At 66.8% G+C, this 26957-nt stretch carries 19 protein-coding genes and 1 tRNA gene; 3 read left to right on the top strand and 17 right to left on the bottom strand.

All coding sequences use genetic code 11. The annotated features are described in order from the left end of the window. Positions 1-21 precede the first annotated feature (21 nt). The gene (locus tag ACQR50_RS06635; RefSeq protein WP_428970285.1) at positions 22-1578 is read right to left on the bottom strand and encodes a DHA2 family efflux MFS transporter permease subunit; all 1557 of its coding nucleotides are present in this window, start codon (positions 1576-1578) and stop codon (positions 22-24) included. 125 nt (positions 1579-1703) lie between these two features. Here ACQR50_RS06635 and ACQR50_RS06630 point away from each other — a divergent pair, with 125 nt between their 5' ends. Together ACQR50_RS06630 and ACQR50_RS06625 are read left to right on the top strand one after the other, a co-directional pair. Further along, on the top strand, positions 1704-2756 hold the full coding sequence (locus ACQR50_RS06630) for a type III polyketide synthase (RefSeq protein ID WP_428970284.1): 1053 nt from the start codon (positions 1704-1706) through the stop codon (positions 2754-2756). Beyond that, entirely contained in the window at positions 2753-3271 is a 519-nt protein-coding gene (locus ACQR50_RS06625) for an isoprenylcysteine carboxyl methyltransferase family protein (RefSeq protein ID WP_428970283.1), read from the top strand. Before ACQR50_RS06630 ends, ACQR50_RS06625 begins: the two co-directional genes overlap by 4 nt. On the opposite strand, the gene ACQR50_RS06620 is transcribed toward ACQR50_RS06625, so the two are convergent. From ACQR50_RS06620 to ACQR50_RS06555, 14 genes are all read right to left on the bottom strand, one after another. Continuing rightward, positions 3234-3488 carry a hypothetical protein gene (locus tag ACQR50_RS06620; RefSeq protein WP_056432684.1) on the bottom strand — a complete coding sequence of 85 codons (255 nt, stop codon included), beginning with the start codon at positions 3486-3488 and terminating at the stop codon, positions 3234-3236. The two genes, ACQR50_RS06625 and ACQR50_RS06620, sit on opposite strands and share 38 nt — an antisense overlap. Positions 3489-3676: 188 nt before the next feature. Then, positions 3677-5128, bottom strand: coding sequence for a porin (locus ACQR50_RS06615; RefSeq protein ID WP_428970282.1), 1452 nt, complete (start codon positions 5126-5128; stop codon positions 3677-3679). A gap of 49 nt (positions 5129-5177) precedes the next feature. Continuing rightward, positions 5178-6311, bottom strand: coding sequence for an FMN-dependent L-lactate dehydrogenase LldD (gene lldD / locus ACQR50_RS06610; protein ID WP_428970281.1), 1134 nt, complete (start codon positions 6309-6311; stop codon positions 5178-5180). Positions 6312-6327: 16 nt separating this feature from the next. Then, complete coding sequence (locus tag ACQR50_RS06605) at positions 6328-7095, bottom strand: FCD domain-containing protein (protein WP_428970280.1); 768 nt, start codon at positions 7093-7095, stop codon at positions 6328-6330. Beyond that, the gene (locus ACQR50_RS06600) at positions 7092-7946 is read right to left on the bottom strand and encodes an L-lactate permease (protein WP_428970656.1); all 855 of its coding nucleotides are present in this window, start codon (positions 7944-7946) and stop codon (positions 7092-7094) included. Before ACQR50_RS06600 ends, ACQR50_RS06605 begins: the two co-directional genes overlap by 4 nt. A gap of 278 nt (positions 7947-8224) precedes the next feature. Continuing rightward, positions 8225-8301 (bottom strand) — tRNA-Pro (locus tag ACQR50_RS06595). 72 nt (positions 8302-8373) lie between these two features. Then, entirely contained in the window at positions 8374-8865 is a 492-nt protein-coding gene (locus ACQR50_RS06590) for a nucleoside deaminase (RefSeq protein WP_428970279.1), read from the bottom strand. A gap of 53 nt (positions 8866-8918) precedes the next feature. Further along, entirely contained in the window at positions 8919-10790 is a 1872-nt protein-coding gene (locus ACQR50_RS06585) for a glycoside hydrolase family 2 protein (RefSeq protein ID WP_428970278.1), read from the bottom strand. A 49-nt stretch (positions 10791-10839) separates the two neighbouring features. Beyond that, positions 10840-12183 carry an alpha/beta hydrolase family protein gene (locus ACQR50_RS06580; RefSeq protein WP_428970277.1) on the bottom strand — a complete coding sequence of 448 codons (1344 nt, stop codon included), beginning with the start codon at positions 12181-12183 and terminating at the stop codon, positions 10840-10842. Beyond that, positions 12183-14489, bottom strand: coding sequence for a TonB-dependent receptor (locus ACQR50_RS06575; protein WP_428970276.1), 2307 nt, complete (start codon positions 14487-14489; stop codon positions 12183-12185). Before ACQR50_RS06575 ends, ACQR50_RS06580 begins: the two co-directional genes overlap by 1 nt. Before the next feature lie 441 nt (positions 14490-14930). Continuing rightward, a complete protein-coding gene (locus ACQR50_RS06570; protein ID WP_428970275.1) occupies positions 14931-17315 on the bottom strand; it encodes a TIM-barrel domain-containing protein in 2385 nt (794 codons plus the stop codon). Continuing rightward, complete coding sequence (locus ACQR50_RS06565) at positions 17312-18583, bottom strand: MFS transporter (RefSeq protein ID WP_219019785.1); 1272 nt, start codon at positions 18581-18583, stop codon at positions 17312-17314. Before ACQR50_RS06565 ends, ACQR50_RS06570 begins: the two co-directional genes overlap by 4 nt. Positions 18584-18698: 115 nt before the next feature. Beyond that, positions 18699-20288, bottom strand: coding sequence for a glycoside hydrolase family 43 protein (locus ACQR50_RS06560; RefSeq protein WP_428970274.1), 1590 nt, complete (start codon positions 20286-20288; stop codon positions 18699-18701). After that, entirely contained in the window at positions 20285-21565 is a 1281-nt protein-coding gene (locus ACQR50_RS06555; RefSeq protein WP_428970273.1) for an MFS transporter, read from the bottom strand. Before ACQR50_RS06555 ends, ACQR50_RS06560 begins: the two co-directional genes overlap by 4 nt. A gap of 74 nt (positions 21566-21639) precedes the next feature. Here ACQR50_RS06555 and ACQR50_RS06550 point away from each other — a divergent pair, with 74 nt between their 5' ends. Further along, positions 21640-22680 (top strand): LacI family DNA-binding transcriptional regulator, encoded by a 1041-nt coding sequence (locus tag ACQR50_RS06550; protein ID WP_428970272.1) that lies wholly within the window; start codon positions 21640-21642, stop codon positions 22678-22680. 208 nt (positions 22681-22888) lie between these two features. Here ACQR50_RS06550 and ACQR50_RS06545 read toward each other — a convergent pair whose 3' ends face one another. Together ACQR50_RS06545 and ACQR50_RS06540 are read right to left on the bottom strand one after the other, a co-directional pair. Next, entirely contained in the window at positions 22889-23878 is a 990-nt protein-coding gene (locus ACQR50_RS06545) for a glycoside hydrolase family 43 protein (RefSeq protein ID WP_428970271.1), read from the bottom strand. 11 nt (positions 23879-23889) lie between these two features. Next, a complete protein-coding gene (locus tag ACQR50_RS06540; RefSeq protein ID WP_428970270.1) occupies positions 23890-26880 on the bottom strand; it encodes a TonB-dependent receptor plug domain-containing protein in 2991 nt (996 codons plus the stop codon). Positions 26881-26957: the final 77 nt, after the last annotated feature.

Raw genomic sequence — 26957 nt, 5'->3', positions numbered from 1 at the left:
TTAGGGGGCGGATACTCCGTGTCATTCGACAGGAGTACGCCGCACCCACAGTACCGCGATTAGGACGATGGCGGTCAGCACCCCGCACATCGCCCAGGCCGCGTTGACGGCGGGGACCAGCGCGGCCTTTTCCACCAGCGGCCGCACCATCTCGACGGCGAAATCGTCGAGCGGCTGGCCGCGCTGTTCCAAAAAGGCGTTCTTGGGAATGCCGATACGCAGCGCCGTGTCGAGGTCACCCGCCCGAAGGCGGCTGGCGATATGGCGCCCCTCGGTCGCGGCACGGCTGAAGATCATGGTGTCGACCAGTGCCAGTCCGACCGCACCGCCCAGATTGCGCATCAGGTTGAACAGCCCGCTGCCATCGGCGACCAACGTGCGCGGCAACCGGCCCAGCGCCATGCGGGTCGGCGGCAACAGGCAGAACATGATTGCCGCGCCGCGCACCACCTGCGGCAGGATCATCGCGTGGAAATCGGTCTGTGCGGTCTGGCTCATGCTCATCAGCAGGCCGATCGCGAACAGGCCGAAGCCGAAGGCGGTCAGCCAGCGTGGATCGACCCGCCGCTCGGCCCAGACGGCGATGGGCGCGCTCACCAACTGAGCGATGCCGGTGACCAGCATGATCTCGCCGATGCGCAGCGCGCCATGTTCACGCACCAGTCCCAGGAAGAAGGGCATCAGATAGGTCGAGCCGAACAGGCCGAACCCCAGGACGAAGCTGAACAGGCATCCGATCGCGAAATTGCGGTCGGCAAAGCAATGCAGTTCGACCAGCGGCACCGCCGCACGCCATGTCCGCACGACGAAGCCGATCCCGCAGGTCACGAAGGCAGCCAACAGGCCTAGCACGCGCGCATCGCCCCAGCCGCGCGTCGGCGCATCCTTCAACCCGATCTGTAACGCGACGAGGGCGGCGGCGAGCAGGACCAGCGCGACGATGTCGATGCTGCGGCGCGTGCCCGATCGCTCGACCGCCGCCTGGCCGCGCAACAGCCACGCCACACCGAGTGCCGCGACGATACCCGGCACGATGTTGATGCGGAACAGCCAGTGCCACGAAAAGGACTGGGTCACCCATCCGCCGACGATCGGCCCGATGGTCGGCGCCAGAACGGCGGCCACCCCGGCGATGGTGGTCGCCAGCCCCTGCACCCGCACCGGAAACAGCAGGAAGACGGCGGAAAACACGATGGGGATCAACGTGCCGCCCGAAAAGCCCTGCACGACCCGCCACAAAATCAGGCTCTCGAAACTGCCGCTCATCGCGCACCCGATCGAGGCCAGCGTAAACAGGCTGACCGCACCGACGAACAGCCGCCGCATCCCCAGCACGTCGGTCAGATACCCCGTCAGCGGGATCGCGACGATCTCGGCGGTCAGATAGGCGGTCTGGATCCAGACCATCCGGTCGGGCGCGATGCGCAACGCCGCCTGGATCGTCGGCAACGAGGTCGCGACGATCTGCACGTCCAGGATCGCCATGAACATGCCGAGGCACATGAAAGTGAAGCCTGCCCAGGCGGCCAGCCCGGCCGTCTGCGGCTCGGGAGCGGGCGATGCGGTCGCGGGTGTCATATCGTCGCTTCGCCTGCCATCCGTCGACCCTATCGTGTATTTTTCGACAGGTTGAACAAGCCGCGACGCGGATCGTTGCGCTCCGGTATCCATTTCCGCCGGTTGGCCGGCTACTCGGACGGTGCATGTCTCTACCGGTTGCCCTTTTGTCGCTTGCGACCCGCACGCCCCATCATCGACTGTCCCAGGATCAGGCCCTCGCCACGGCGCGAGAGTTGATCGGCGACCGCTTCGCCGATTTCGATCGGCTGGCGCCCGTCTTCGACCATGCGGGCATCGCCGAGCGCCAACTGGCCATGCCGCTCGACTGGTATCGCACGCCCCGCTCGTTCGAAGAGCGGAGCGCGGCCTATCTCGACGTCGCGCTCGACCTGTTCGTAGCCGCCGCCGGTGGTGCGCTGGAGGAGGCCGGATTGGAGGCTGGCGACGTCGATGCCATCGTCACCGTCTCCTCGACCGGGATCGCCACGCCCAGCCTGGAGGCGCGGGCCATGGCGCATCTGTCGTTCCGGAACGACGTACGGCGGGTGCCGGTCTTCGGCCTGGGCTGTGCCGGCGGCGCCACCGGGCTGGCGCTCGCGGCCGATCTGGCGCGCGCGCGGCCGGGCGCGACGGTGCTGTTCGTCACGGTCGAACTATGCAGCCTGGCGCTGAGAACCAACGGCGCGGACAAGGCCGACCTGATCTCCACCGCGCTGTTCGGTGACGGCGCGGCGGCATGCCTGCTGCGAACCGGCGGCGAAGGCTTTGCCCAGATCGTCGGCAGCGCGGAAAACACGTGGAACGACACGCTCGACATCATGGGGTGGCGCACCGAGCAGACGGGGCTGGCGGTCGTCCTGAACCGCGCGATCCCCACCTTTGTCGAGCGCGAAATGCGTCAGGCCGTGACCGGAATGCTGAAGGCGCAGGGGTTCGCGCTGTCGGATATCGACCGTTTCATCTGCCATCCCGGCGGCGCGCGCGTGCTGGACGCGCTGGAGAGCGCCCTTGGCCTGGAGCATGGTGCACTGGCGCAGGAGCGCACGGTCCTTCACGACCATGGCAACATGTCCGCGCCGACCGTGCTGTTCGTGCTGGACCGTTATCGCCGGGAAGGCCTGCCGCCCCGCTCTCTGCTGAGCGCCCTGGGACCGGGCTTTACCGCGTCTTCGCTGGTCCTGGAGTGCAATCGATGATCCTGCCCTATGCCATCATGGCGTTCGTCACGCTCCAGCGATTGAGCGAGCTGGTCATCGCCCGGCGCAACACCGCGCGGCTGATGGCGGCGGGTGCGCGCGAATATGGGGCGAGCCATTATCCGGTGATGGTCGCGATGCATAGCGCGTGGCTGGTCGCCCTGTGGTTCAGCGTGGGCGATCGGGCGGTTTCCTGGCCGTTGCTGCTGGTCTTCGCCATCTTGCAGGGGATGCGGATCTGGGTGCTGGCGACCCTGGGTCCGCGCTGGACGACGCGGATCATCGTCCTGCCGGGCGCGTCGCTGGTCGCCCGGGGACCGTTCCGTTTCCTGCGCCATCCCAATTACGCGGTCGTCACCGCCGAGATCGCGGTGCTGCCCCTCACCTTCGGACTGGTCGGCATCGCCGCGCTGTTCACCGTCCTGAACGCGGCGATGCTGTATGTCCGGATCGGCGCGGAGAACCGCGCGCTGGGCCTCAGCGCCGGGTCGCAGCCGCCTCCCGCTCGGCCTTGATCCGCAGCATCGCGGCGTGACAGGTGGGCGAGGTCTGATCGATCTTCTGGATCATGCAGGCCTCGACCTTCTTGCGGCTCATCGACTTCATCTCCATCGGGCACAGCCGCCGCGCCTCGGCGACGCAGGCCTTCTTGCCCGGATCGGGCTCGGCCTGAGCGACGCCGATGGTCAGGGGCGACAACAGCGCCGCGATGGTCAGGGCTTTGTACATCATGCGACTTGAACCTCGTGATATCGTGGCGGCGATGTACCCCACAATATGGGCATCGCACCAAGGTTTTCGGCGCATCGCGTGCCGTTATGCGAACGCCTGACGGCTCCGAGCGACCGACGCCACCCGGTGCCCACCACTGGCGCTACCGGATCGAGCGGTTATCGAAGCTGCTCTTTGTCCCCGTTGCCTTAGAAACCCTGTTTGACGGTAAAGTGCAGCCGTTCGAGCGTTCCTGTCGCTCCATTGGTTAGTTCGCGATGCGACAGGCGCGCCTCGACACCCATGTCGAGGCGCGGCAGCGGCGATAGGAACAGGTTGATCGCGGTGTCCCACACCTGCCGCGTCGACAGGGGCGACGCCGATGCCGGGTTCCAGATCCGCTGGAACGAGCCCATCCAGGTGCTGCGCAGCGTGCCGGTCCAGAAATGGCGCATACCGGCAAATCCCGCGATCAAGGGCACGGGCACCAGACGATCGTTCGCCATCTCATAGACCACGTCGGGCGCGACGTTCACGCCGACATAGCGCCCGATCCCGCGACCGCCCGTCATCATGAAGCGGACATCGTCGCCCTTGCCGGTGGGCAACGGCGCGATCCCCGCCAGCGATATGCCGTAACCTTGCGCCGTCACCGCCGGTCGGGCCGTCGCGGGATCGACCCGCATCGACCGGAACAGGCCCGTCACCGACAGGCTGGCCCCCTTCCCCGTCCAGAGCAACTGTCCGGTCAGGTCGGGGATGCTGTCGTCGTCATTGTCCGACAAAGCGGTCGCCCCCGCCATCGCCGACACGGTCTCCGGGTTCTCGATCGACGCGGAAGCGGTCCATCCGCCGCCGATGGGGCGGCTGTAGCGTAACAGCATCTGCCGAACCAGCACGGTGCCGTCGGTCACGCCGACGAAATCGGCGGTTTCGGGCAGGGCCGCGACATATTGGAAGTTGCTCCAGTCCTGCCCCATGGCGAAGCCGCCATAACCCGCCACCGCGCGGCGAAGCCCGAAGCTATAGGGGTTGAGCGCCCGCTCGCCGCCGGACACCGCCGGGGCGACCTGGAAATCCGCTTCGATCAAGGTCGTCAGCGTCTGGCCGCCGACCGGCGTCGCGGTCTGGAAGGCGATGCGCGACTGTTTGGCCGAGGCATCGGCGAGGATACCCGAACGCCGCCCGCCGACCGGGATCGATTGCGGCAGCGACAATTCGCGCCCCAGCGGATTGGTCGCGGTGTCGCCATTGCCGTAGCGACTGAAGATCAGGTCGCCCTTGACGAAGCCCGCGATCCGAAAGCTGGTATCGCCGATGCGGAAGCCATAGCCCGATGGAACACTGGATGTACCCCCTTGGGCCGTTATCGAAGGGGTCCCCGCCGGACGCGGCAGCGGGTCCTGCGACGACGGGCGCGTGGCGGGAGCGGGCACGGCGGCAGCGGGAGCGGCGGCAGCGGCCACAGGGGTCGGTTGCACGGGCGGGCGTGCCGCATCGAGCGCGCGCTGCACCGCGTCGAGCTGTTGCTGCAACTGTTCGACCTTGCGGCGCAGCGCCTGATAATCCTCGGCGGTTTGCGCGGCGGCGGGTGTCGTTCCCGCCAGCGCCAGACCGGAAAACAAGGCGGCTCGCGTGGTCCGCTGCCCGAGATGCGGCATCCTGTATCCCCTTTCGATATGGCCGGCGTCTTGCCGGTCCCGTTCTGCGTCAGCGTGCGACGATGGTCGAGTCGATGTCCGCGATCGTCCGTACACCGGTCAGCGCCATCGCCACCCGCATTTCCCGGTCGAACAGCTCGAGCAGATTGGCGACCCCCGCCTGGCCATCGGCGGCCAGCGCATAGATGAAGGCCCGCCCCAGCATGACGGCATCCGCCCCCAGCGCCAGCATCCGCACCACGTCCAGCCCCGACCGTATGCCCGAGTCCGCCAGGATCGTAAGCTGTCCCTTCACCGCGTCGGCGATGGCGGGCAAGGCGCGGGCCGAGGACAGCACGCCGTCGAGCTGCCGCCCGCCATGGTTCGACACGACGATGCCCTGCGCGCCGAAGCGCACCGCTTCCCGCGCGTCCTCGACGTCGAGGATGCCCTTGATGACGATCGATCCCTTCCAGAAATCGCGGATCCATTGCAGATCGCGCCAGCCGATCCCCGGATCGAAATTCGCGCCCAGCCAGCCGATATAGTCGGCCAGCCCCGTTGCCGTGCCGCGATAGGCCGATATGTTGCCCAAGTCGTGCGGCCGCCCATGGATGCCGACATCCCAGGCCCAGCGCGGATGGGTGACCGCCTGGAGCATCCGCCGCCACGCGGCGTGGGGACCGGACATGCCCGAATGCGCGTCGCGGTAGCGCGCACCCGGCACCGGCATGTCGACGGTGAAGACCAGCGTCTCCACCCCCGCCGCCTGCGCCCGCTCCAGCGCGTCGCGCATGAAGCCGCGATCCTTCAGCACATAAAGCTGGAACCAGATCGGCGCGGGCGACTGGCGCTGCACCTCGTCGATGGCGCAGACCGATACGGTCGACAGGGTGAAGGGCACCCGCTTATGCGCCGCCGCCCGCGCCGCCTGTACCTCGCCGCGTCTGGCATACATGCCGGTCAGCCCCACGGGGGCGAGGACCACCGGCATCCCGAGCGCCTGTCCGAACAGCGTCGTGCTCAGGTCGATATCGGCGACGTCGCGCAGCACCCGCTGGCGCAGCGCCACGTCGGACAGGTCCGACACGTTGCGGCGCAGCGTGTGTTCGGCATAGGCCCCGCCGTCGATATAGTGGAACAGAAACGGGGGCAGGCGACGCCGCGCGGCTTCGCGATAGTCGGTGGTGGCGGAGATGATCATCGGATCGTTCCCAAATCTATAGCGAGGGGTCGGCGTCGCGCGCCGCGGCGGCGCGTTCGGACCGGGCGAGGTCGTCCTCGACCCGCCGGACCGTGTTGCGCACGAATTCGAGATGGACATCGGCGGCCTCGCGCGCGCCGTCCGCGTCGCCCGCGACGATGCAATCCATGATCGCACGGTGCTGCGCCGACAGCGCCTCGAACGTCCGCGGTACCGCGTAGATCTTTTCGCGGCTCTGCGAGATGCTGGTGTGGAGCAGTCCGAACAGGCTGGACATGACATGCGTCAGCACCGCGTTGCGCGAGGCATGGGCGATGGCGAGGCGGAAGGCGGCATCGGCATGCGCCTCCGCCGCGACGTCGCCCGCATCGTGCAGCTTTTCCATGGCGTCGAACCGGCGGCGGATACGGTCCTTGTCCACCGCATCGGCGCGACGCGCGGCATGATAGGCCGCCGCACCGTCGAGCGACTCCCGGACCTCGAAGATGTCGTGGCCATAGCCCGGACTGGCCTCGACCAGCGGGGCCAGCGGTTCGGCGATCATCTGTTCGGTCCATTGCGCGGACGGCTCGGCCAGGATCGCCCCGGCGCGCGGGCGGATGGTGATCCGGCCCTGCGCCGCCAGCCGGTTCATCGCCTCGCGCAGGATATTGCGCGACACCCCCAGCGTCTCCGCCATCGCGCGTTCGGAGGGCAGCCGCGCACCGGGCAGCAATTTGCGCTGGGCGATCAGCTCCTCGATCGCCGCCTCGGCCCGGCCCGACACGCTCGACGTCCCGCTCATGGGATCATCCATGGCACGAGATAGGCCTGAATCGTGGTGAGGATCCCGACCAGCGCGCAGAGCGGCAGGCTGTGGCGCACGGTGAAGCGGAACAGGTCGGATTCCTTACCCACCAAGCCCACCGCAGCACAGGCGATGGCGATCGACTGTGGCGAGATCATCTTGCCGGTGACGCCGCCGGTGGTGTTGACCGCGACCAGCAGAACGTCGCTGACGCCGATCTGGTGCGCGGTATTGGCCTGCAATGCCGCGAACAGCGCGTTCGCCGAGGTATCCGATCCGGTCAGGAACACGCCCAGCCAGCCGAGGAACGGCGAGAAGAAGGTGAAGGCCGATCCCGTATGCGCCAATGCCAATGCCAGGGTCGCCAACAGTCCCGAATAATTGGCGAGGAACGCAAAGGCGAGGACCATGCCGATCGAATAGATCGGAACCAGCAGGCTTTTCAACGTCTCGACAAAGGTACGCGCCGCATCCGCCGGCTTCATCCGCAGGAAGGCGATGGTGACGATCGCCGCCAGCATGATCGCGGTGCCGGTCGCCGACAGCCAGTCGAACTTGTACACCGCTTCATAGGGCGTGACCTGCGGGACGATCGGCGGCACCTTGGCGACCAGCTTGTCGAGGAACGGTACGTGCAGCTTCAGCACGAGGTGCGCGAACGGCCCGTCGGCGGCGAACAGCGCCTTGACCGGCGCGATGCTCCACAGCGTGACGAACACGGTCAGGATCAGGAAGGGCGACCAGGCCCAGGCGATCCTGGCGGGCGAATGGCGGACGGTCCGGGCTGAGATCGGCGCGACCGGCACCGCGCCATCGGCGGCGACCTCTGCCGCGTCGAAGCGGAAGATGCGCCGGGGCTGCCAGAAGCGGAGGAAGATGGGCTGAACCGAGACGCAAGGCGATAACCCGTGCGTCCGTAAAGCTCATCGCACCGATGGGTAACGCCAGCGTTAACCGCACGCCGGCGACCGTCATTTTCTTGCGCCACCAATAGCGACTGCCGCGCAAGCCCACGTTCGAAAAGCCCATTCCGCCACCCCAAGGGGTACAGCGAGGGGTACAGTCGTGGGTACAACCGTCCCTGATCGCCGTCGTTAAGACGCGAAATCAAAGACTTGGATGCGGATGGTCGGGGAGACAGGATTCGAACCTGCGACATCCTGCTCCCAAAGCAGGCGCGCTACCAGACTGCGCCACTCCCCGACAGGGGTTGGCCCTTAGGGGAAGCTGGGGTGGCGGTGCAAGGGGTATTTCTGGGCCTGTTACAGGCGGGGGTTACAGGTTGGCCTGTTCCTCCTTGGGCAGGTCGGCATCGGGCGGATAATAAAGGGCGGCGCATTCCTCGCGCAGGCAGCCGCCCTCGACCACGATGTCGTCGCGATAGGCATCGGCGATGAAGCCGAGCGTGTCGACATGCCGTGCCTCGAAATACATCGGATGGACGTCATCGCGCCCTGCGCCATAGACGACCCGCCCGACCTTGGACCAGATCGACGCCATGGTGCACATGCCGCAGGGTTGCAGCGTCGAATAGAGCGTCGCACCGCGCAGTTCGAGTTCGCCCTCCCCTTCGCAGGCGCGGCGGATCGCCATCATCTCGGCATGCGCGGTGGCGTCGGGCAGTTCCTCGGTCTGGTTGCGCTCGGCGGAAAGAACCCGGCCGTTCAGCACGATCACCGAGCCGAGTGGCGAGGTCGAGGGGTCGGAGCCTTTCGACCGCGCCACCTCGATCGCCATGCGCATCCATTTTTCGTCGTCCTGGGTCATGGCGGGCTTAACGCCTCCACCCCGCTTTCGGGCTCAAGCCTTTGGAATTCGGCCTAACGCTGCCCCGCCTTCGTGCCGTAATAATCGCTCAGCACCCCAAAGGCCTCCTTGCGCTGCCCGGTTTCGGAGATCAGGCCCTTGCGGTTCCAGCCCTGCTGGAAATCGGGGTTCTGGCGGCGGGGCGAGCGGAAGTCCTTGAGGATCCAGGGCGACATGCCGCGCAAGGTCGGCACATGGTCGGCCATGCCCAGCGTGGCGCGGTAATAATCGGCCTGGAAATCCTCGGAAAACTTCTGCTTGTTCGCCGGATCGCGGAAACCCGCCCGCGCATCGGCGCCGAATTCGGAGAAGATCAGCGGCTTGTCGGCGGGCACGCGCCATTCGCTGCGCGCCAGATCGGTCAGGCGATCCTGGGTGTACCAGCCATTATAGGTGTTGATCGCCATGACATCGAGCGCATCGGCCAGCGGATCGGCGAGCGTCATCACGGGATGATCGGCGCCCTCCCCCCGCTCGACCAGCAGCGCGGCGCTGACCAGCCGCGTGTCGTCAAGCCGACGGACATCGCCGACCAGCGTGCGCAGGAAGACGTTGCGCGCGTCGGTCACGGGCGTCTCGTTGGCGACGCTCCAGATCGCGATCGAGGCGCGGTTGCGGTCGCGCAGGATATTCTCGGCCAGCATCGTCCGCGCGCGGTTCAGCGTGTCCGGGTTGGACCAGGCGACGCGCCAATAGACCGGCACCTCGCTCCAGACGATCAGGCCCAGTTCGTCGGCCAGCCGCACCGTCACGTCGGAATGCGGGTAATGCGCCAGCCGGACGAAATTGCCGTGCAACCCGTCCTTGATCTCACTGAGCAGCGCGCGCGAAGCGGCCGGGGTCATGGCGCGGGTGGGATCGACGCCCAGTTCCTCCTCGTGCATCGAAATGCCGCGCAGGAAGATGGGCTTGCCGTTGAGCAGGATATCGGCTCCGCGCCGCTCGATGGTGCGGAAACCGATACGGTCGCGCCACTGATCCTCGCCCGCCGTGACCGCCACGTCATAGAGCCGGGGCCGCTCGGGCGACCAGCGGACCAGCGCACCAGGGGCGGCCATGGTCGCGCGCCAGTCGCCATTGGCGTCGGTCGTGCCCGCGCGGTCCAGCCCCAGCTCGGCGATGCGCAGCCGTACCGGCCGGTTCGCCGCCTGCGGCCCGTCGAGATGCACGTCCACCGCCATGCGACCGTCGCGGGTCAGGCGGACCCAGGCGTCGTCGACATAGGTATCCGGGGTCTGGATCAGCCGGACCGGGCGGGTGATGCCGCCATAATTCTCCCAATCGGTGACGGGCGGCGGCACCGTCGCCTCGGTCGCCTGGCTGTCGACACCGACCGTGACCTGGTTGAGGCCGTCGCGCATCAGCCCGGTGATGTCGAAGGCAAAGGGGGTGAAGCCGCCCTCATGCTTTCCGACCGGCTTGCCGTTCAGATAGACGATGGTCGCATAATTGGCCGCGCCGAAACGGAGGAAATAGCGCCCCTTGCGGACGGCGGGTGCGGCGAAGGTCCGCTGATACCACATCAACCCGTCATAATGGCGAAGCTCGGGCGCCTGGGTCAGCCAGGACGACGGCAGCGAGGTCAGCGGCGAATGGGGGAGATCGAACTCGTAGAGGACGCGGCTGTCCTTCGCCATTTCGGCGCGAACGTCGACATCCTTCCAACGCTGCTGGCCGCTATCGGGCATGCCGCCGTGGAAGCCCGAAATCCCCGAACGGAACGGGTCGATCGAATAATGCCAGGGGCCGGACAGGTCGGTCCCGTCGCGCAGATCGGCCGACGCTAGAACGGGGCCGGGCCGGGGCGCGGCATCCTGTGCGAAGAGCGGCGCACCCGTGGCCAGCATCATGCCCGCCACGGCATATCCCCAAATGGTCCTGCCCATCACGTCGCTCTCCCGTCATTCGGCCGATCCTGACCGCCGGCCTTCGTCGTCAGTCTAGACCGCACCCCCGCTCATCGCCAGCCGGGGCGGGGCGATATTCGAAACTCATGCCGACCGCGCGGCCGGGCTGGAACCCCTTCCACACGGTCGAGGCGGGCGGACCCGGACTATACTGCGCCACCCGGCCGACCGGCGCGTCCGGCCAGCGGCCCGCGTCCGACTGCACTGTCAGGCCGTTGAGATAGGCGTCCCTGCCCGTCTCGCCCTTCACATAGCGGTCCAGAAAGGCGGTGATGAAATGAGTCTGGATGGGAAGCAGCCGGTCCTTGCGCCACACCGCATCCTCGAACCAATCCATGTCCCAGAAGCGCTGCCGCATTGCGGGAGGTGCGGGGGTCAGCGCGATGCTGTGCCCGGCCTGGGCGAAGGTCAGCAGGTAGCGCGGCGCGGGCGCGGGTGCGTCGAACAGCGCCCGCACCGCCTCATGCCCGACGACCCGGTCATGATCGCCGACGACGATCAGCGTCGGCACGGGCACGGCGCCCACCCCCTGCCCCGTCCAGATCGGCACCGCGCCGAAGCGGGCGGCGGGGGCGAGCGCGACGATGGCCTTGAGGTTGTTCGCGCGCAGTTCGCTAGCCCGATCGGCGGCAAAGGGCGTGAGGATATCCCGGCTGAGCTTGCCCATGGCCGGGTTCAGCGGCGCGCCACCGACCGTCAGCACGCCGTAACCACCCATCGAGTAGCCGATCAGCGCGGTCCGTGTGGGATCGGCGGCGGCGAATATGCCCTTATGCTGGTCGGCGCGGGCCTGCGCCTCGGCGGTGACGAAGGCGATGTCGAGCGGTCGCCGCGCGATCGGTCCGGCGCGGGCGGCATCGGTGCGGATACTGATCGGCGGATCGCGAAAGGCCGGGGCGACCACGACATAGCCCTTGCTCGCCAGATTTTCACCCAGCCAGGATAGGAGTTCGGGTGTGTTGCCATAACCATGCGCCAGGATCACCAGCGGGAAACGACCCGCCGCGACCGGACGGTCGGGCGAGGCCAGGCCGGGCAGGTCGAAGGCCACGTCACGGCCATCCTCGCCGGACAAGGCGGTCTTGTAGGTGGTCCCCCGCCCCGCCGAGGCCGCCGGATACCAGATCAGCAGCGGCAGCTCGCGATCGACGATGGCTGGCCGGTCCCTGCCCTGAAGCGGATCGGCCTGCCCCGGCTGGACGAACCGGCTGCGCTGTACGCCGACCGGATAGCGGCCCAGCCGGGCGAGTTCGGGGGCATCGACCGGCGGCCGGGCCGGGGCATCGCCCTGCCCCGCCCCCGGCCGCTGCGCCGTGGCCGCGACCGCGAGCGCCGCCGCCGCCAGCCCCAGCCCCAGGCCGACCCGGCGCATCAGAAGTTCAGGCCGAGGCGCATACCCGCATAGCGGCGGAAGTCACGCGGCAGCACCGCCTGGGTCGCGATATTGTTGCCGAAATTGCCCGCCGTGTTCACCAGCGACCCGTAATATTGCTTGTCGAACAGGTTGTTGACGAAGGCGACCAGTTCCCAGCGGCGATCCTCCTCGCGCACGCCCAGACCGACATTGACGATGCTGAAAGCGGGCTGGAAAGTCTGCGGATCGCGTGCCTGGAAATACAGGCTGCTCTGATATTGCCAGTTCACCTGCGCGACACCGCGCGTCGTCGCGGTCAGGCGCGGCGAGTAATCCAGATTGGCGTTGAACTTCCACTTGGGCGCCTGGATCGCGGTGGTGTCGGTCAGGTTCTGGCTGGCGGGCGAGCCGGTGCAGCCCTGCGCCGCCGTCTGCAACGGATAGCATTGCGCGCGGGCGAACTCGGTATACTTCGCGTCGAGATAGGTGACGGCACCGCCGAGGTTGAAGCTGTCGCTGAACCGCATCGATCCTTCGAACTCGACGCCCTTGGTGTTGAGCTTGCCGACATTGGTCAGGCGATAGTTGGACGTGCCGTCGGCCAGCGTCTCGATCGTCTGGGCCTGAAGGTCGCGGTAATTGGTGTCGAACAGCGTGACGTTGGCGGTCAGGCGACGGTCGAGGAACTGGCTGCGGATGCCCAGTTCCTTGTCGCGCGACCGTTCGGGGCGGATCGGCCCGGCCAGCGCGCGGTTGCGGTTGAAGCCGGTCGTCAGGTCGTAGGTCTGGCCCTTATAGCCCGTGGCATAAGTCACGAAGCCGTTGATCGTCGGGCTGAAATCATAGCGCAGCGTGCCGCGATAGGTGCCCGCCGTGTCGCTGGCATGGCCCGCAAAGGCGGTGCCCGCCAGATTGTCGCGGAAGGTGTAGCTGACCCGCTCGTTCTGGACGCGCCCGCCGCCGGTGAAGGTCAGGTCGGGCACGATCGTCCAGTCGACCTGCGCGAAGGCCGCGACCTGGCGCGACTGCGAGGTGGCGTACCAGTTGGCGAGCGAGAAATACGGCCCGCGCTGGAACGGGCGATTGAACTTCACATTCGCGCCGTACAGCCCGACCGTATAGCGGAACGGCTTGTCGGCATCGGATTGCAGGCGGACCTCCTCGGTCACCTGCTCGGAATTGAACACCCCGATCTGGGTGTTGTTGCCCAGATTGCCGGGCGCCGATGTATCGTCATGGTCGAGATAGTCGTTCAGGTGGAAACGGTCATAGGAACTGATCGTGACGAGGTTCAGCGAACCGATGCCGAACTCCCCGCGGATATAGCCGCCGCCGCCCTCGTACCGGGTGCGCGAGTCGTAATTGTTGCTGATCGTCTGGTTGTCCGGCCCGACGACCACGCCGGGCAGCACGACCGACGGGGTCAGCCCGGCGGTGCCGCGCAGTCGGGCATTTGGCCCGAACGCCAGGAAGGGGCGGCCGACCGTGGTGTTGCCGTTGACGTAATTGCCCGAGATGACGAGCGCGGCCGTATCGGTCGGCTCCCAGCGCAGCTTGCCACGCAGGTTCAGCGTCTCGCGGCCATTGACCCGCTTGCCGTTGAACAGGTTGCGGATATTGCCGTCCCAATTGTTATAGGCGGCCGACACGACATAGCCGAGCTGCTCGTTGATCGGGCCGGACACGCTGAAGTTGACGCCCTGCTCGCGATCGGTCGTCGCCACCGCATTGGCGCGGATACGCAGTTCCGAGGTCGGGTTGCGGGTGATCAGGTTGACCAGACCGGCCGAGGCCGACTTGCCGTACAGCGTGCTCTGGGGGCCGCGCAGCACCTCGATCCGCTCGACATCGGGCAGGTCGGTGAACGCACGCGCCTGGAAGGCCAGCGGCACTTCGTCGACCAGCACCGCGACGCTCGACTCGACGCCGATGCCGAAGGCGAAGGTGCCGACGCCGCGCAGCGAGATGTTGGAATTCTGCGGCTGTTCGGCCGGGCGGACGACCAGCGAGGACGAGACCTTGCCGATATCGGTGAAGTTGCGGACACCCGCCGCCGCCAGCTGGGCCGGGGCGACCACCGACACGGCGAGCGGCACGCGCTGGACATTCTCGGCGCGCTTGTTGGCGGTGACGATGATGTCGCCTGCGCTGGCCGGTTCGGGTGCGACGTTGGAGGTGGGGCCGCCGGGCTGTCCCTGCGCCTCCTGGGTCAGTTGCGCTTCGTCGGTGGGCGACGGTGCGGCCTGCTGGGCCGAAACCTGACTTGCCGCGGAAAGCGATACGATCATCGCCGTCAGGGCCACGGTGGAACGCAGCATCTTCATCCTTCCCTCCCATTGCCGCCGGTCTTGGCCGGTCTTGCCTTGTCAACCAAACATACCGAATGGCCTTACCAATGCAATGCTGTTGTTAGACCTGCGTCGGATTTGTCGGCACAGGGGCGCAAGCGATGGGAAGAATTGCAAACGTGTGCGACATTTGCGCATCACTGGCCAGCACCGGATACGCAAAAGCGCCCGGCCAGGGCCGGACGCCTCTCGAACGGATTAAGATAGTTTTCTTCCCTCGCCCCTGGACAGGGGAGAGGGTTAGCGGAGCTTGGGTGAGGGGTCGAGCGAGCCTCCGGCTCGCGCTCGCTTACGCGAGCATTCACCCCTCACCCAGCTCCGACTAAGCCTTTGCTTTCGCAAAGACCAAGTCTGCGCAACCCTCTCCCCTCTATGAGGGGCGAGGGAGTGTAAGGGCGCAATGCCTATGGATCCGCATCAAATGGTCAGGTGAAGGCCGCGCCGTCCGTCCTGTTCGACCGGCTTAGTATCCGCGCCCTCGACGATCAGGATCCGATCGTCGCCCGGCGGAAGCAGCAGGGTCGTGCCGCCCTGCCCTTCACCGTCATGCGACAGGGTGACGACAACGCGCTCCGCATCGGCATGGCCGGTCAGATGCCAGCGCGTGACCGGGCCATGGCCGTCGCCGCTATCGTCCATGCCGGTCCAGCGGATGACGCCGGTCGAGGGCGGGAAGAGCCACAGCCCACGGCGATAGGGCTCGGGCCGCCAGCCGCCCCGGGCGAGATCGACCAGCATCGCCGACCCGCCCCGCGCGAACAACGGCGGCGGGCCATCGAGCGGTGCCGCGACATCGGCAGCCTCCCCACCGGCAAAACGCTCGCCGGTCCAGACATGGACCCATTCCGCCCCGCTCGGCAGCTGTACCGAACGGCGCTCCGCCCCTTCGTCCATCACCGGCGCGGCAAGGACGTCCGGTCCCAGCATATGCTCGTCGCGTTCGCCCCAGCTTGCCGGGTCCTGCGGGAAGTCCGCCCAGAGTGGTCGGACCATCGGCTCATAATCGGCGTGATAGCGATGCAGCAGGTCATAGAAGAACGGGATCAGCGTCTGCCGCAACGCCATCAGGCGGTGCATCGCGGGCAGCACCTCCGGGTACATCCAGGGCTCGTTGACCGTGCGATCGTCATTCCAGCTATGGATGCTGAACCGGGGCATCAGCACCCCCGCCTGCACCCAGCGGATCAGCAACTCGGGCGATGGCGCGGGGCCGGAAAAGCCGCCCACGTCATGCCCGCTGTTCGACACGCCCGACAGCGCGAGGCCGATCGACTGGCGCGCATTGTAGCGGATCGTCTTCCATGCGGTCCGGTTGTCGCCCGACCAGGTCTGCGCATAGCGATGCAGCCCCGCCATGCCCGAGCGGGTGACGACATAGGGCCGGGTATCGGGCCGCGCGGCGACCTGCGCCTGACGCGAGGCGCGGGTCATCAGGATCGGCTGGACCGGGCGCATCTCCGACGCCGGGCGGGGCTGGCCGAAGCCGTCGACCATCGCACGGGCGTCCCACAGCTCATATTCGTTATTGTCGTTCCACGTCGCCTCCATGCCATGGTCGAGCAGCGCCGACGTCACCTGATCGCGCCACCACGCCGCCGCCTGCGGCCTGGTCATGTCGATATAGCTGCCGACCTCGTCCCAGAACTGCGCCTCCACCGGCCGGCCCTCCGCGTCCGCGACGAAATGCCCGGCGGCCGCCACCTCGTCATAACGCGGGTGGCTGCGCAGCAGGGCGGGCTTGATATTGGGGACCAGCCGGACACCCGCCTCGGCATAGGAGGCGATGAAGGCAGCGGGATCGGGGAACTTGTCGCGGTTCCAGTGGAAGACGTACCGCTTGTCGCCGATCGAGGTGTAGCCCGACGACAGGTGGAAGGAGGTGCAGCCCAGATCGTGCCGCTCGCACAGCGCCAGAAATCCCGCCATCTGCGCCGCCGCGTCGGGCGCATCGGTATAGGTCATGGTCGACCCCGAATAGCCCAGCGACCAGCGCGGCATCAGCGCCGGGCGGCCGGTCAGCCAGGTAAAGCGCCGCGTCACCGCCAGCGGGTCCGGCCCGGCGACGATCCAGCGATCGACGTCGCCTGCGTCCGCCACGACATGACGGTACAGGCCGTGATAATTGTCGAGTTCCTGCCCCAGGTCGAAAGTAACGTCGGCGACCGTGTCGTAAAATTCGCCGTGGCACCGCCCCTCGGCATCGGCGACCAGCAGATAGGGGATCGACTTGTAGAGCGGATCGCTCGTCTCGGCATCGAAGCCCATCGGATCGACATTGGTCAGCCGAAAGCGTCGCCCGGCCCGGTCGGTATCACCGGTGCGGTCGCCCAGCCCGAAGAAGCGCTCGCCCGGCGTCCGGGCGGCATAGTGATGCGCGCGACCGTCCCACCAGCCGAAGTCATAGGCCTGGGTCGGTCGGTCCTGCGTGATGACGTGCCAGCCCTCGCCCGCCCGCTGCTCCCAACGCCCGTGCAGACCATCCAGCGTCAGGGTGACGCGAAGCCGCTCGGTCGCGACGATCAGGATGCCCTCCGCTTCCTCGCAGGTAAAGTCGGGGCAGGCAAAGCCCGACACGTCCATCCGGTCGCGCCCCGGCTCGGCGATATCCTCGGCCCCCGGCGCGATGGCCCAGCTTGGCGGGCTGGTCACGCGCCCCTCGGCCAGCAGCAGCAGGCGCATCACGTCCTCCTCCAGCACGAAGAGATGCGCGACCGCGCCGGTATCGGCGGTCAGGGTCAGAAATCCGCGCGAACGGCCAGTGACGGCGAAGCGGGGCGGCTGGGAAAGGGTGGCGCGCCTCATTGGCCGGGCTCCTGGGTCACGGGGTTGGTGGCGAACGGCGTCAGCCGCCGGATGAAGATGATGAGCACCGCCGCCCCGATCAGGTCGAAGACCGCGAGCACGGCAAAGAGCGGGGCATAGCCGACCGTATCGGCCAGCTGCCCGATCAGCAGCGAGAAGAGCAGCCCGCCGATCCAGCCCGCCTGGCCGATAAAGCCATTGGCGGTGCCGACTTCTGCGGGCGCGAACACATCGGCGGACAGGGTGTTGATCAGGCCGGAGATCATCTGATGCGCAAAGCCGCCGATGCAGAACAGGGCGATCGCGGTATAGGGGCTGGCGGCCAGCCCGATACACCCCGGCGCGATCATCAGCACCGCGCCCAGCGCCACGCCCGCCACGCGCGACGGGATCAGCGTGACGCCACGCTTCATCAGCCAGGGCGACAGATAGCCGCCCAGAATGCCGCCGACATCCGCCGCCAGGAAGGGCAGCCAGGCGAACAGCGCGATCTGCTTCAGATCCATGCCGCGCTCGCTGGCGAGGTAGAGCGGGATCCAGAAACTGAAGGTCTGCCAGGCGGGTTCGGCCAGGAAACGCGGCACTGCGATCACCCAGAAGCGAGACGTGCGCAGGATATCCTTCGCCTTGGCGCGCTGGACCGGTCCCTTAGGCTTTTCGACCGCGATCATCGCCTTTTCCTCCGGCGTGATCGCGGGGTGGTCGTCGGGCGAGCGATAGAAGACGTACCAGGCGGCCGCCCAGAAGATGCCGACCCCGCCGGTGACGAGGAACGCGGTGCGCCAGTCGGCCCAGAGCGCGACGGCCACCACCACGGGCGGCGCGATCAGCGCGCCGAGCGAGGTGCCCGCGTTGAACCAGCCGACCGCCACCGAGCGTTCTCGCGCCGGGAACCACTCGGCCACCGCCTTGATGCCCGAGGGAATGGCGGCGGACTCGAACAGGCCCAATATGCCGCGATAGATGGCCAGGCTGACCCAGCCGATCGCGAGCGCATGCATCATGTTCGCCGCCGACCAGGCGAGGCCGAACAATGCGAACCCGGCGCGCAGGCCGAAGCGGTCGATGAACGCCCCCGCCACCGGCTGCATGATCGTATAGGCGAGCTGGAACGCACCGACGACATAGCTGTACTGCTGCGTCGACATGTGAAGCGCGGACTTCAGCTCGGGCGCGAGGACGCCCAGGCTGTTGCGCGCCAGATAATTGGCGATCGTCCCCGCGCAGATCAGCGCAACGATCCACCAGCGCAGATTGCGTACCCGCAAGCCCGTCACTCCCCTAGCCTCTCCGTACGCATCGCGGCGCCGGTGTCTGGGGCAAGCTTAACCGCTGGAAAGCGGCCTGTCCATATTGGTCTGGCCAATCATTCCAGCGATCCGATCAATCGTCGCCAAGCCGCTCGACATAATGGAAATATCGGAAGTCGGCGGGGTGGCCCGAACCGCTCATGTCCTGACACGCCATACCGACAAAGGCGCCGGTGAAATTGGGCAGACCCGCCAGCGTCGCCTCGTCGGAGAGGATCGAGGCATCGAAATCCCGGGGCAGCCAGGTCCATTCCGTCGCCCCTTCGGCCCGGAAGGCGAAGCGCAACGCCTCATGATCGACCACCGCCCGCAATTCGAGCGGGCCTGCGGGAGCCGGGACGGCGGGGCTCATCAGGCTTTGTCCCTCGCCGTTCGGCAGGACCGACAGGACCTGGACGAGCTTCTCGCCCGCATCCCCTGCCGTGATCTGGAGGAAATGATATTTGGTGCTGTTGTAATAGGCGACGATCCCGGCCGCCTGCTGGAAATGCACCGGCTCGTAATCGACGAGCGTTCGCACGTCATAGCAAAAGGCGGTCTGGCGGCGGGCGACCAGCCCCTGTTCGAAATGACTGCCGATCGTCTCGCGCCCGAACAGCCGTAAATGGCCGGGGCGCTCGGTCAGGCTGAAGATATGTTCCGGTTCGGGCGTGCGCAGCCATTGGAAGGCGGTGGGCAGCGCCGAGCCGTCGAACAAATCCCGCGCCTCGACCGATGCAGGGTTCGTGGCCACCGGCGTCGGCTCGACACAGCGCAGCCAGCCGTCCGCGCCCCACTCCATACGCTGTATCGCCGTCTCGCGCCCCAGCACGCAGCGATTGCTGGCGGGCAGCGGGCGGCCGCACAGATAGGCCATCCACGTCTCGCCCTCCGGCGTCTCGACCAGATCGCCATGACCGGTGCGTTGCAGCGGTGCGTCGGGCGTGTCGCGCGCGGTCAGCACCGGGCCGTCGGGATGCACCTCATAGGGCCCGAACAGATCGCGCGAACGCGCCATCGTCACGGCATGACCGCGCTCGGTCCCGCCCTCGGCAACCAACAGGTGATACCAGCCGTCGCGCTTGTAGAGATGCGGCCCCTCGGTAAAGCCCAGCGGCGTGCCGTCGAAGATGCGGCGAGGCTCGCCGAGCAGGCGACCGGTAACTATGTCCATCTGCTGGATCACGATCCCGGCGAAGCGCTTGCGGTCGGGCCGGTGGTCCCAAAGCATGTTGAGCAGCCAGCTGCGCCCGTCCTCGTCATGGAACAGCGCGGGGTCGAAGCCGCTACTGTTGAGATAGACGGCGTCGGACCACTCGCCGTCGATCCGGTCGCACGACACCCAGTAATTGTGGAAGTCGCGAAGCGAGGCGCCCTTCGCGCCGTCGACGGTGGTGCGGCCATAACGCTTCACATCGGTGAAGATCAGGTGGAAACGTCCGTCGGCGTAAGTGAGGTCGGGGGCCCAGACCCCGCAGGAATCCGGATTGCCGCGCATGTCGAGCTGGCTGGCGCGCGCCAAAGGCCGGGCGACCAGCGTCCAGTTCACCAGATCGCGGCTATGATGGATCTGGACACCCGGATACCATTCGAAGGTCGAGGTCGCGATATAGTAATCCTCGCCGACGCGCACGATCGAGGGATCGGGGTTGAAGCCCGGCAGGATGGGATTGTTCGGGGTCATGCGGGTTTGCGCACCAAGGTCCAGAGGAGAGCCGCGCCCGCCAGATCGAGCAGGCCGAGCAGGATGAAGAAGGGCTGATAGCCGACCTGATCGACCAGCGAGCCGAGGGTCAAGGTGAAGATCAGGACGCCCAGATTGGCCGCCGTCCCCGACACGCCGGTCGCGGTCGCCACCTGATCCTGCGGGAACAGGTCGGAGCATAGCGTGATGACGGTGACAGACAGCGTCTGGTGCGCGAAACCGCCCAGGCACAGCAGCGCGACGGCCGCGACGGGGCTGTTGACGCTGCCGACGAACATCATGCCGGTCATCAGCACCGCGCCCAGCGTAAAGGCGCCGCGCCGCGCGTCGATCAGGTTGACCCCGCGCCGTTGCAGGAAGGCGACGACGGCCGGGCCGAACAGGCACCCCAGATCGGCGGCCAGGAAGGGCAGCCAGGCGAACAGCGCGATCTGGGTCAGGTCGAAATGCCGCGCCTGGACGAGGTAGAGCGGCATCCAAAGCGACAACATGCCCCAGACCGGATCGGCCAGGAACCGCGCAGCCGCGATCGCCCACAGGTTGCGACGGCGCAGCAGTTCGCCCAGCGGCGGACGGCGGCGCTGCTTGACGAGCGCGGCTTCCTGTCCCTCGACGATCAACGTCCGCTCGCGCGCGGACAGCGCCCGGTGGCGCGCGGGCGCCGCGTACCAGAACAGCCAGGCCAGTACCCAGAGCAGTCCCAGCCCGCCTGCCACGAAGAACGCCGCGCGCCAGCTGTGGTGGAACACCGCCCAGGCGACGAGCGGCGGCGCGAAGACCGCACCGAACGACGCCCCGATCTGGTAGATGCCGCCCGCCACCCCGCGCTCGCGGGCCGGAAACCATTCGGCGACGACCTTCATGCCCGCGGGCTGCGCCGATCCCTCGACCAGCCCCAGCGCGCCGCGAAGCCCGGCAAAGCCCAGCCAGCCATTGGCGAAGCCATGGCCGATGGTGATGCACGACCAGACCGCGACGAACAGGGTAAAGCCGATCTTCAGGCCGATCAGATCGAGCAGATAGCCCGCCACCGGCTGGAACATGATGCCGAACTGAAAGGCGCCGGTGATCCAGCTATATTGTTCCGAACTGATATGCTGCTCGGCCATGATCGCGGGCGCGGCGACGCCCAGGATGCTGCGCGTCAGATAGTTGATGACCATCGCGCCCACGAACAGCGCGATGATCGTCCAGCGGATATAGGGAAAACCCTTCACATGCGGTCCTTCGGCCTGTTCGGCATATGTCGTTCCCATTGACCTGATGCGGCCTGCCGGGGCACGGCAGTGGCCGAGCATCGGCATAGCGTGAAGCCCGATGACGCGACAGGATGACCGTGACCAAGACCCGACGGCGCCCGCGCGGCGTGACCATCATCGACGTGGCCAAGGAGGCCGGTGTCTCGCCCATGACCGTCTCGCGCGTCATCAACGGCGATGCGGGCGTGCGCGACGAGGTTCGCGTCCATGTCCGCGAGGTCATCAAGCGGCTGAACTATACGCCCAATCTGATGGCGCGCAGCCTGGTCACGTCGAGCGAGATTCGCATCGGCGTCATCTATTCCAACCCCAGCGCCGCCTTCATGAGCGAGCTGCTGGTCGGTGTGTTCGAGGAAGCCTCGACCCGCGCGGCGCAGCTGTTCCTGCTGAAGGGCGAACAGGGCCGCCCGCCCGCGCGCGAAGCGATCGAGGGGCTGATCGAGCAGCGGATCGCGGGCGTCATCCTGGCGCCGCCGCTGGGCGAATCCGATTTCGTGCGCGACATCATCCGCGAGGCGGGGCTGCCCATGGCGGTGATCGGCGGCGTCGCGCCCGATGCCGTGTCCGTGTGGATCGACAATGCCCGCGCCGCCTATGACATGACCCGCCACCTGATCGGCCTGGGCCATCGCCGCATCGGCTTCGTCCATGGCAATCCCGGCCAGTCTGCCAGTATCGAACGCCTGGCGGGCTTTCGCCGCGCGGTCGAGGAGGAAGGCGATCTGGAAACGCGGGTCGTCCAGGGCGATTACAGCTATGCCTCGGGCCTGACGGCGGGCGAGGCGCTGCTGGGCGGCGAAAGTCCGCCGACCGCGATCTTCGCCAGCAACGACGACATGGCCGCCGCGATCGTCTCTGTCGCGCATCGGCGGCATCTGGACGTGCCCGGCGACCTGACCGTGGTGGGCTTCGACGACAGCACCGCCGCGACGACGCTCTGGCCGCCGCTGACGACCATCCACCAGCCGGTCCGCGCGCTGGCGACCGAAGCGCTGCAAAGGCTGATCCAGGAAATTCGCGGCGGGGTGCCAGCACCGAACGGCCAGCCGCGCATCACGGTGCTGGAGCATCAACTGATCGAACGCGACTCCACCGCGCCTCCCCGTTCGTAAAACTGCCGCTCCACCTCTCCCCTTCAGGGGAGGGGCCGGGGGTGGGGCGTATCCCCAGGCGCGGCGTTCGTGGCGAGGCCCCACCCCAACCCCTGCCCTGAAGGGGAGGGGCTCGCATCGATCCAAGGCATGACCCGACCATTCTGAACGCGTGGCGACTGGGCCCCAGCCTTCGCCGGGGTGGAGCAAGAGAGGTACGTTCACCCCCCTACCGCGCCGACGCTGTCACACCGGCCTGGGTCTGGACCACCGGCTTCATCGTCCCGTCAGGATTGTAATACAGCCGCTCGACCGTCACCGCGCGGCGTCCGATCGCACCGCTCTGGTCGCCGATGGCGAGGGTCGCATTGTGCAGGAACAGGTAGGACTTGCCCTTGAACTCGGCGATGCCCGGATGGATGGTGAAGCTGTACTTGCCCGAGCCCGTCAGCAGCCCGCGATAGGTCCACGGCCCCTTCAGCGACGGCGCGGTGGCGTAGGAGATATGCTCGTCCCGCTGCGTCGTCCGGTCGAGCGAGGCATAGGTCAGGTAATAGAGCTTGCCGCGCTTGTGCAGCCAAGGCCCTTCCTCGAAATGCGGCGGGGTGATCTCGGTGATCGGACCGTCGATCTCGATCATGTTGGGCTTCAGCCTGGCGATATAGCATTGCCGGTTGCCCCAGGCGATCCAGGTGGTGCCGTCGTCGTCGGTCAGCACGGTCGGGTCGATATCCTCCCAGCTGTGGGTGCCCTTCGGCGTCATCTCGTTGGTGATCAGCGCGGAGCCCTTGGCGTCGACGAACGGGCCGGTCGGCGTGTCGGCCACGGCGACGGCGATCGCCTTGCCTGGGTGGCTGTTGTCATGCTCGACCGCGGCATAGAACCAGTATTTGCCGTTCTTGCGGACCACCTGGCTGGCCCAGGCGTCCTTCTTGGCCCATTTGAAATCCTTCACGTTCATGATGGGCCCGTGCGGCGTCCAGCTCTTCATGTCGGTGGTGGAATAGACCAGCCATTCCTTCATGTTGAACATCTCGTCGCGCTGCGCTTCGTCATGCCCGACATAGAGGTACAGCCGATCCCCCACGACCAGCGGCGCGGGGTCCGCCGTGAATCTGTCGCGGATGATTGGGTTGCTCCCCGGCCGGTCGGCCGCCAGCGCAGCCCCCGACGCGGCCAGCAGCAGGAGGGACGCGATCGTCCGCGACATCGTCATCATCTGGATCCCCGTCAGAAGTTGAAGCGCACGCCCGCGCGGTACACCCGCCCGAGAACGTCGTAGAGCGCCGGGTTGACGAAATAGGGCGAGCGGGCGGGATCGCGATTGAACACATTGTCGACCTTGAAATAGGCCGTCACCGCCTTGGTCACGTTATAGGTGCCGCCCACGTCGAAATAGAAAGCGCCGGGGATGAAGTTGTTGTCGATCGTCGGCCGGTTCGCGGTCGAGGCGGGGCAGCCGGTGGTGCATTCGATATATTGATTGCCGAGCTTGCCGTCGCTGAACCAGCGTTCCTGCAGCAGCAGCGACCAGTCATCGGTGGCATAGGTCTGCACCGCCAGCCACTTCCACTTCGGCGTGTTGCCGATGTTCACGCCCGCCGTATCGTTCGGGATCGTGTTCGGCAGGCCGGTGTCGGTGATGAAGCGGCGGATATTGGTCGCCAGCGCGCGCAGCGTCAGGCTACCCGGCAGGCCCAGCGGATTGCGCCAGCGATAGCTTGCCTCGATATCGAAGCCGTCGGTCAGGATCGACGCCAGGTTGAACGACTGGACGTTGATGAAGTTCGGGCCGTTGGGGTTGTTCAGGTTGAACACGCCGCAGGTCTCCGGCGCGATGTTCAGATAGCACAGGTTGACGATGTCCTGCGCGCCCAGGCTGGAGATCACGTCGGTGATCTTGATCTTGTAGTAGTCGACCGACAGGCTGAGGCCTGGGATCGCCTGCGAGTTGGAGAAGGCGATGCCCAACGTGGTGTTGCGCGCGATTTCGGGCGTCAGGTTGACGTTGCCGATCGTGTTCTGGAGCGCCAGCACATTGACGTTGCGGAACGGATCGAAAAAGCCCGGCAGCGTCGTGGTGACGGGCGCGGCGAACAGCTCCGACAGGTTGGGCGCACGGACATCGCGCGAGGTCACGCCACGGATGCGCAGGCCATCGACCGGCAGGTCCCAGGTGCCGCCGATCTTCCAAGCCCAGACCGTGCCCGAGGTGCTGTAGTCGGTGACGCGCACCGCGCCGTTGATGTTGGCGCGGCCACCGGCATCCGAATTGATGATCGGCAGGTCAGCTTCGACGAACGCTTCCTTGACGCTATAGGCGCCGGTCCCGTTCTTGTAATTGCCCGCATACCAATTGTTACCGGCATCCAGCAGCGCCGGGTCGGCCGGGTAGTTGGCATTGGCGGGCGTGTTGGCGAAACCCGCGCCATAGGGGTCGGCGCGCACGCGGTAGAATTCGTGGCGGAACTCGCCGCCGAACGCGATCGACACCGGCCCGGCCCAGGACGAGAAGGGCGAGCCCGAAAAGTTCAGGCTGATGACGTCCTGCGTCTGGCGGGTCCGCTGGTACGGGCCATATTGCGGCATGATATAGCTGATCGCCGCCGCCGACGGGTTGCCGCCGAAGATGTTGAGCGGCTGGCACCCGTTTGCCCGCGCGGTCGCATCGGCGCAGACGATCGCGCCGTTCAGCGTGGTCGCGTTGATCGCCTGGTTGAAGCGGCGCGACAGCATGATGTTGCTGACATCGACATCGGTATAGTTGGTGCCGTGTTCGAAATACATGTCGTAGGACCAGTCGGACCCGGCGACGCTCTCACGTCCCTTGGCGCCCGCGACGAAGCGGAACTGGCGGCGATCGGTATAGACCTGGGTGTTGCCCAGCGCCGCGTTGCTGGTGCCATACTGGAAATTGGTGATGCCCGCCGTGGCGCACTGCGCCTTGACCAGCGCGGGGACGTACGGATTGGCGCACTGGATGGTCAGGTTCGGGCGGTTCTGTCCACCGACCGGCTGGTTGTTGGTCTTCACCTGGCCGATATTGATCGTACCGTAGATTTCGCCGTTGGGCGCGAAGTCATAGCCGATGCGGCCATAGCTGTTGACGCGCTGGATCTTCGACTGGAGCGAGCGGCCCGCATCGACATTGCCCGACAAGTCGCCGCCCTGGCAGAAGCCGGGCAGACAGCCGCGGACATTGCCCGCCGCGTCGCGCGCGGGCACGCCGTTCGAGCCGTACTGGAACTGGAACGGGTTGCCCGACTGGTCGAAAGCGATGCCCTGAAGCGGCCCGGCGGTGATCAGGCCGTATTTGGTGTAGTTGTAGGACTGGGCATAGTCGCGGAACAGATATTGCGGCGACCCGTCGTTCAGGACGTTGCGGTTGATCAGCGTCGACTGGCGGAACCAGTCACGGCCATTCGCCAGGTTGATGCCGAAATCGCCGCCGCCGACGCCGTCTTCATGGGCATATTCGGTGCTGGCGATCACATGCACCGTGTCGTTGAGCAAGCTGGTGCCGCCCGCCAACTGGATCAGCACCTGCTGATCGTCGCCATAGGTGGTGACGCCGCCCTGGATATTGCCCTTGATCCCCTTGAACCGGGTATCGGTGATGAAGTTGACGACACCACCGACCGCGTCCGAGCCATAGGAGGCGGAGGCACCGCCATTGACCACATCGACCCGCTTGATCAGCAGCTGCGGGAACAGGCTGATATCAGGAACGCCGGTCACGTTCGCGCCGACGACGCGCTGGCCGTCGAGCAGGGTCAGCGTGCGGATCGCGCCGACGCCACGCAGCGAGAAGGAACTGAGGCCCTGCTGGCCGCTCGACGTGCTGAAGGTGTTCGTCGCGGTGCCGGTCGACCCCTGGAGCGAGGGAAGCTGGGCGACCGTGGTGAAGACGTTGGGCTGGGCGTTGGCGGCGATCTGCTCCTCGCCGATCACCGTGGTCGGGGTCGGTGCGGTAAAGCCGCCGGTGGTGATGCGCGATCCGGTCACGATGATGTCGCGGGTCGCACCTTCGTCGACCTGTTCGGCCGGAGGCGCGGGGGTCTGAACGGTTGCCGGATCGGATGAAGCGTCCTGCGCTGCCTGGTTCGGCGGAACCTGCGCCCAGGCCGGTGCGGCCATTATGCCGCCCGCCAAAACCATCAGGCTCGCCGCGCCCAAGGCGTGACGGCGCAGCCGCCGGGTTTGGGTTCCCGTCTTCATCATGATCCTCATCCCTTTTGATTCTGTTTTATCTGGTAACGTTACCAGCACTCATTTCCTGTTTTGGCGCTCGTGTCAAT

The organism is Sphingomonas sp. Xoc002 (assembly GCF_050408055.1).
GTDB lineage: Bacteria > Pseudomonadota > Alphaproteobacteria > Sphingomonadales > Sphingomonadaceae > Sphingomonas > Sphingomonas yabuuchiae.
The sequence above is the reverse complement of the archived record's forward strand: the minus strand, read 5'-3'. Positions and strand labels throughout refer to the sequence as shown.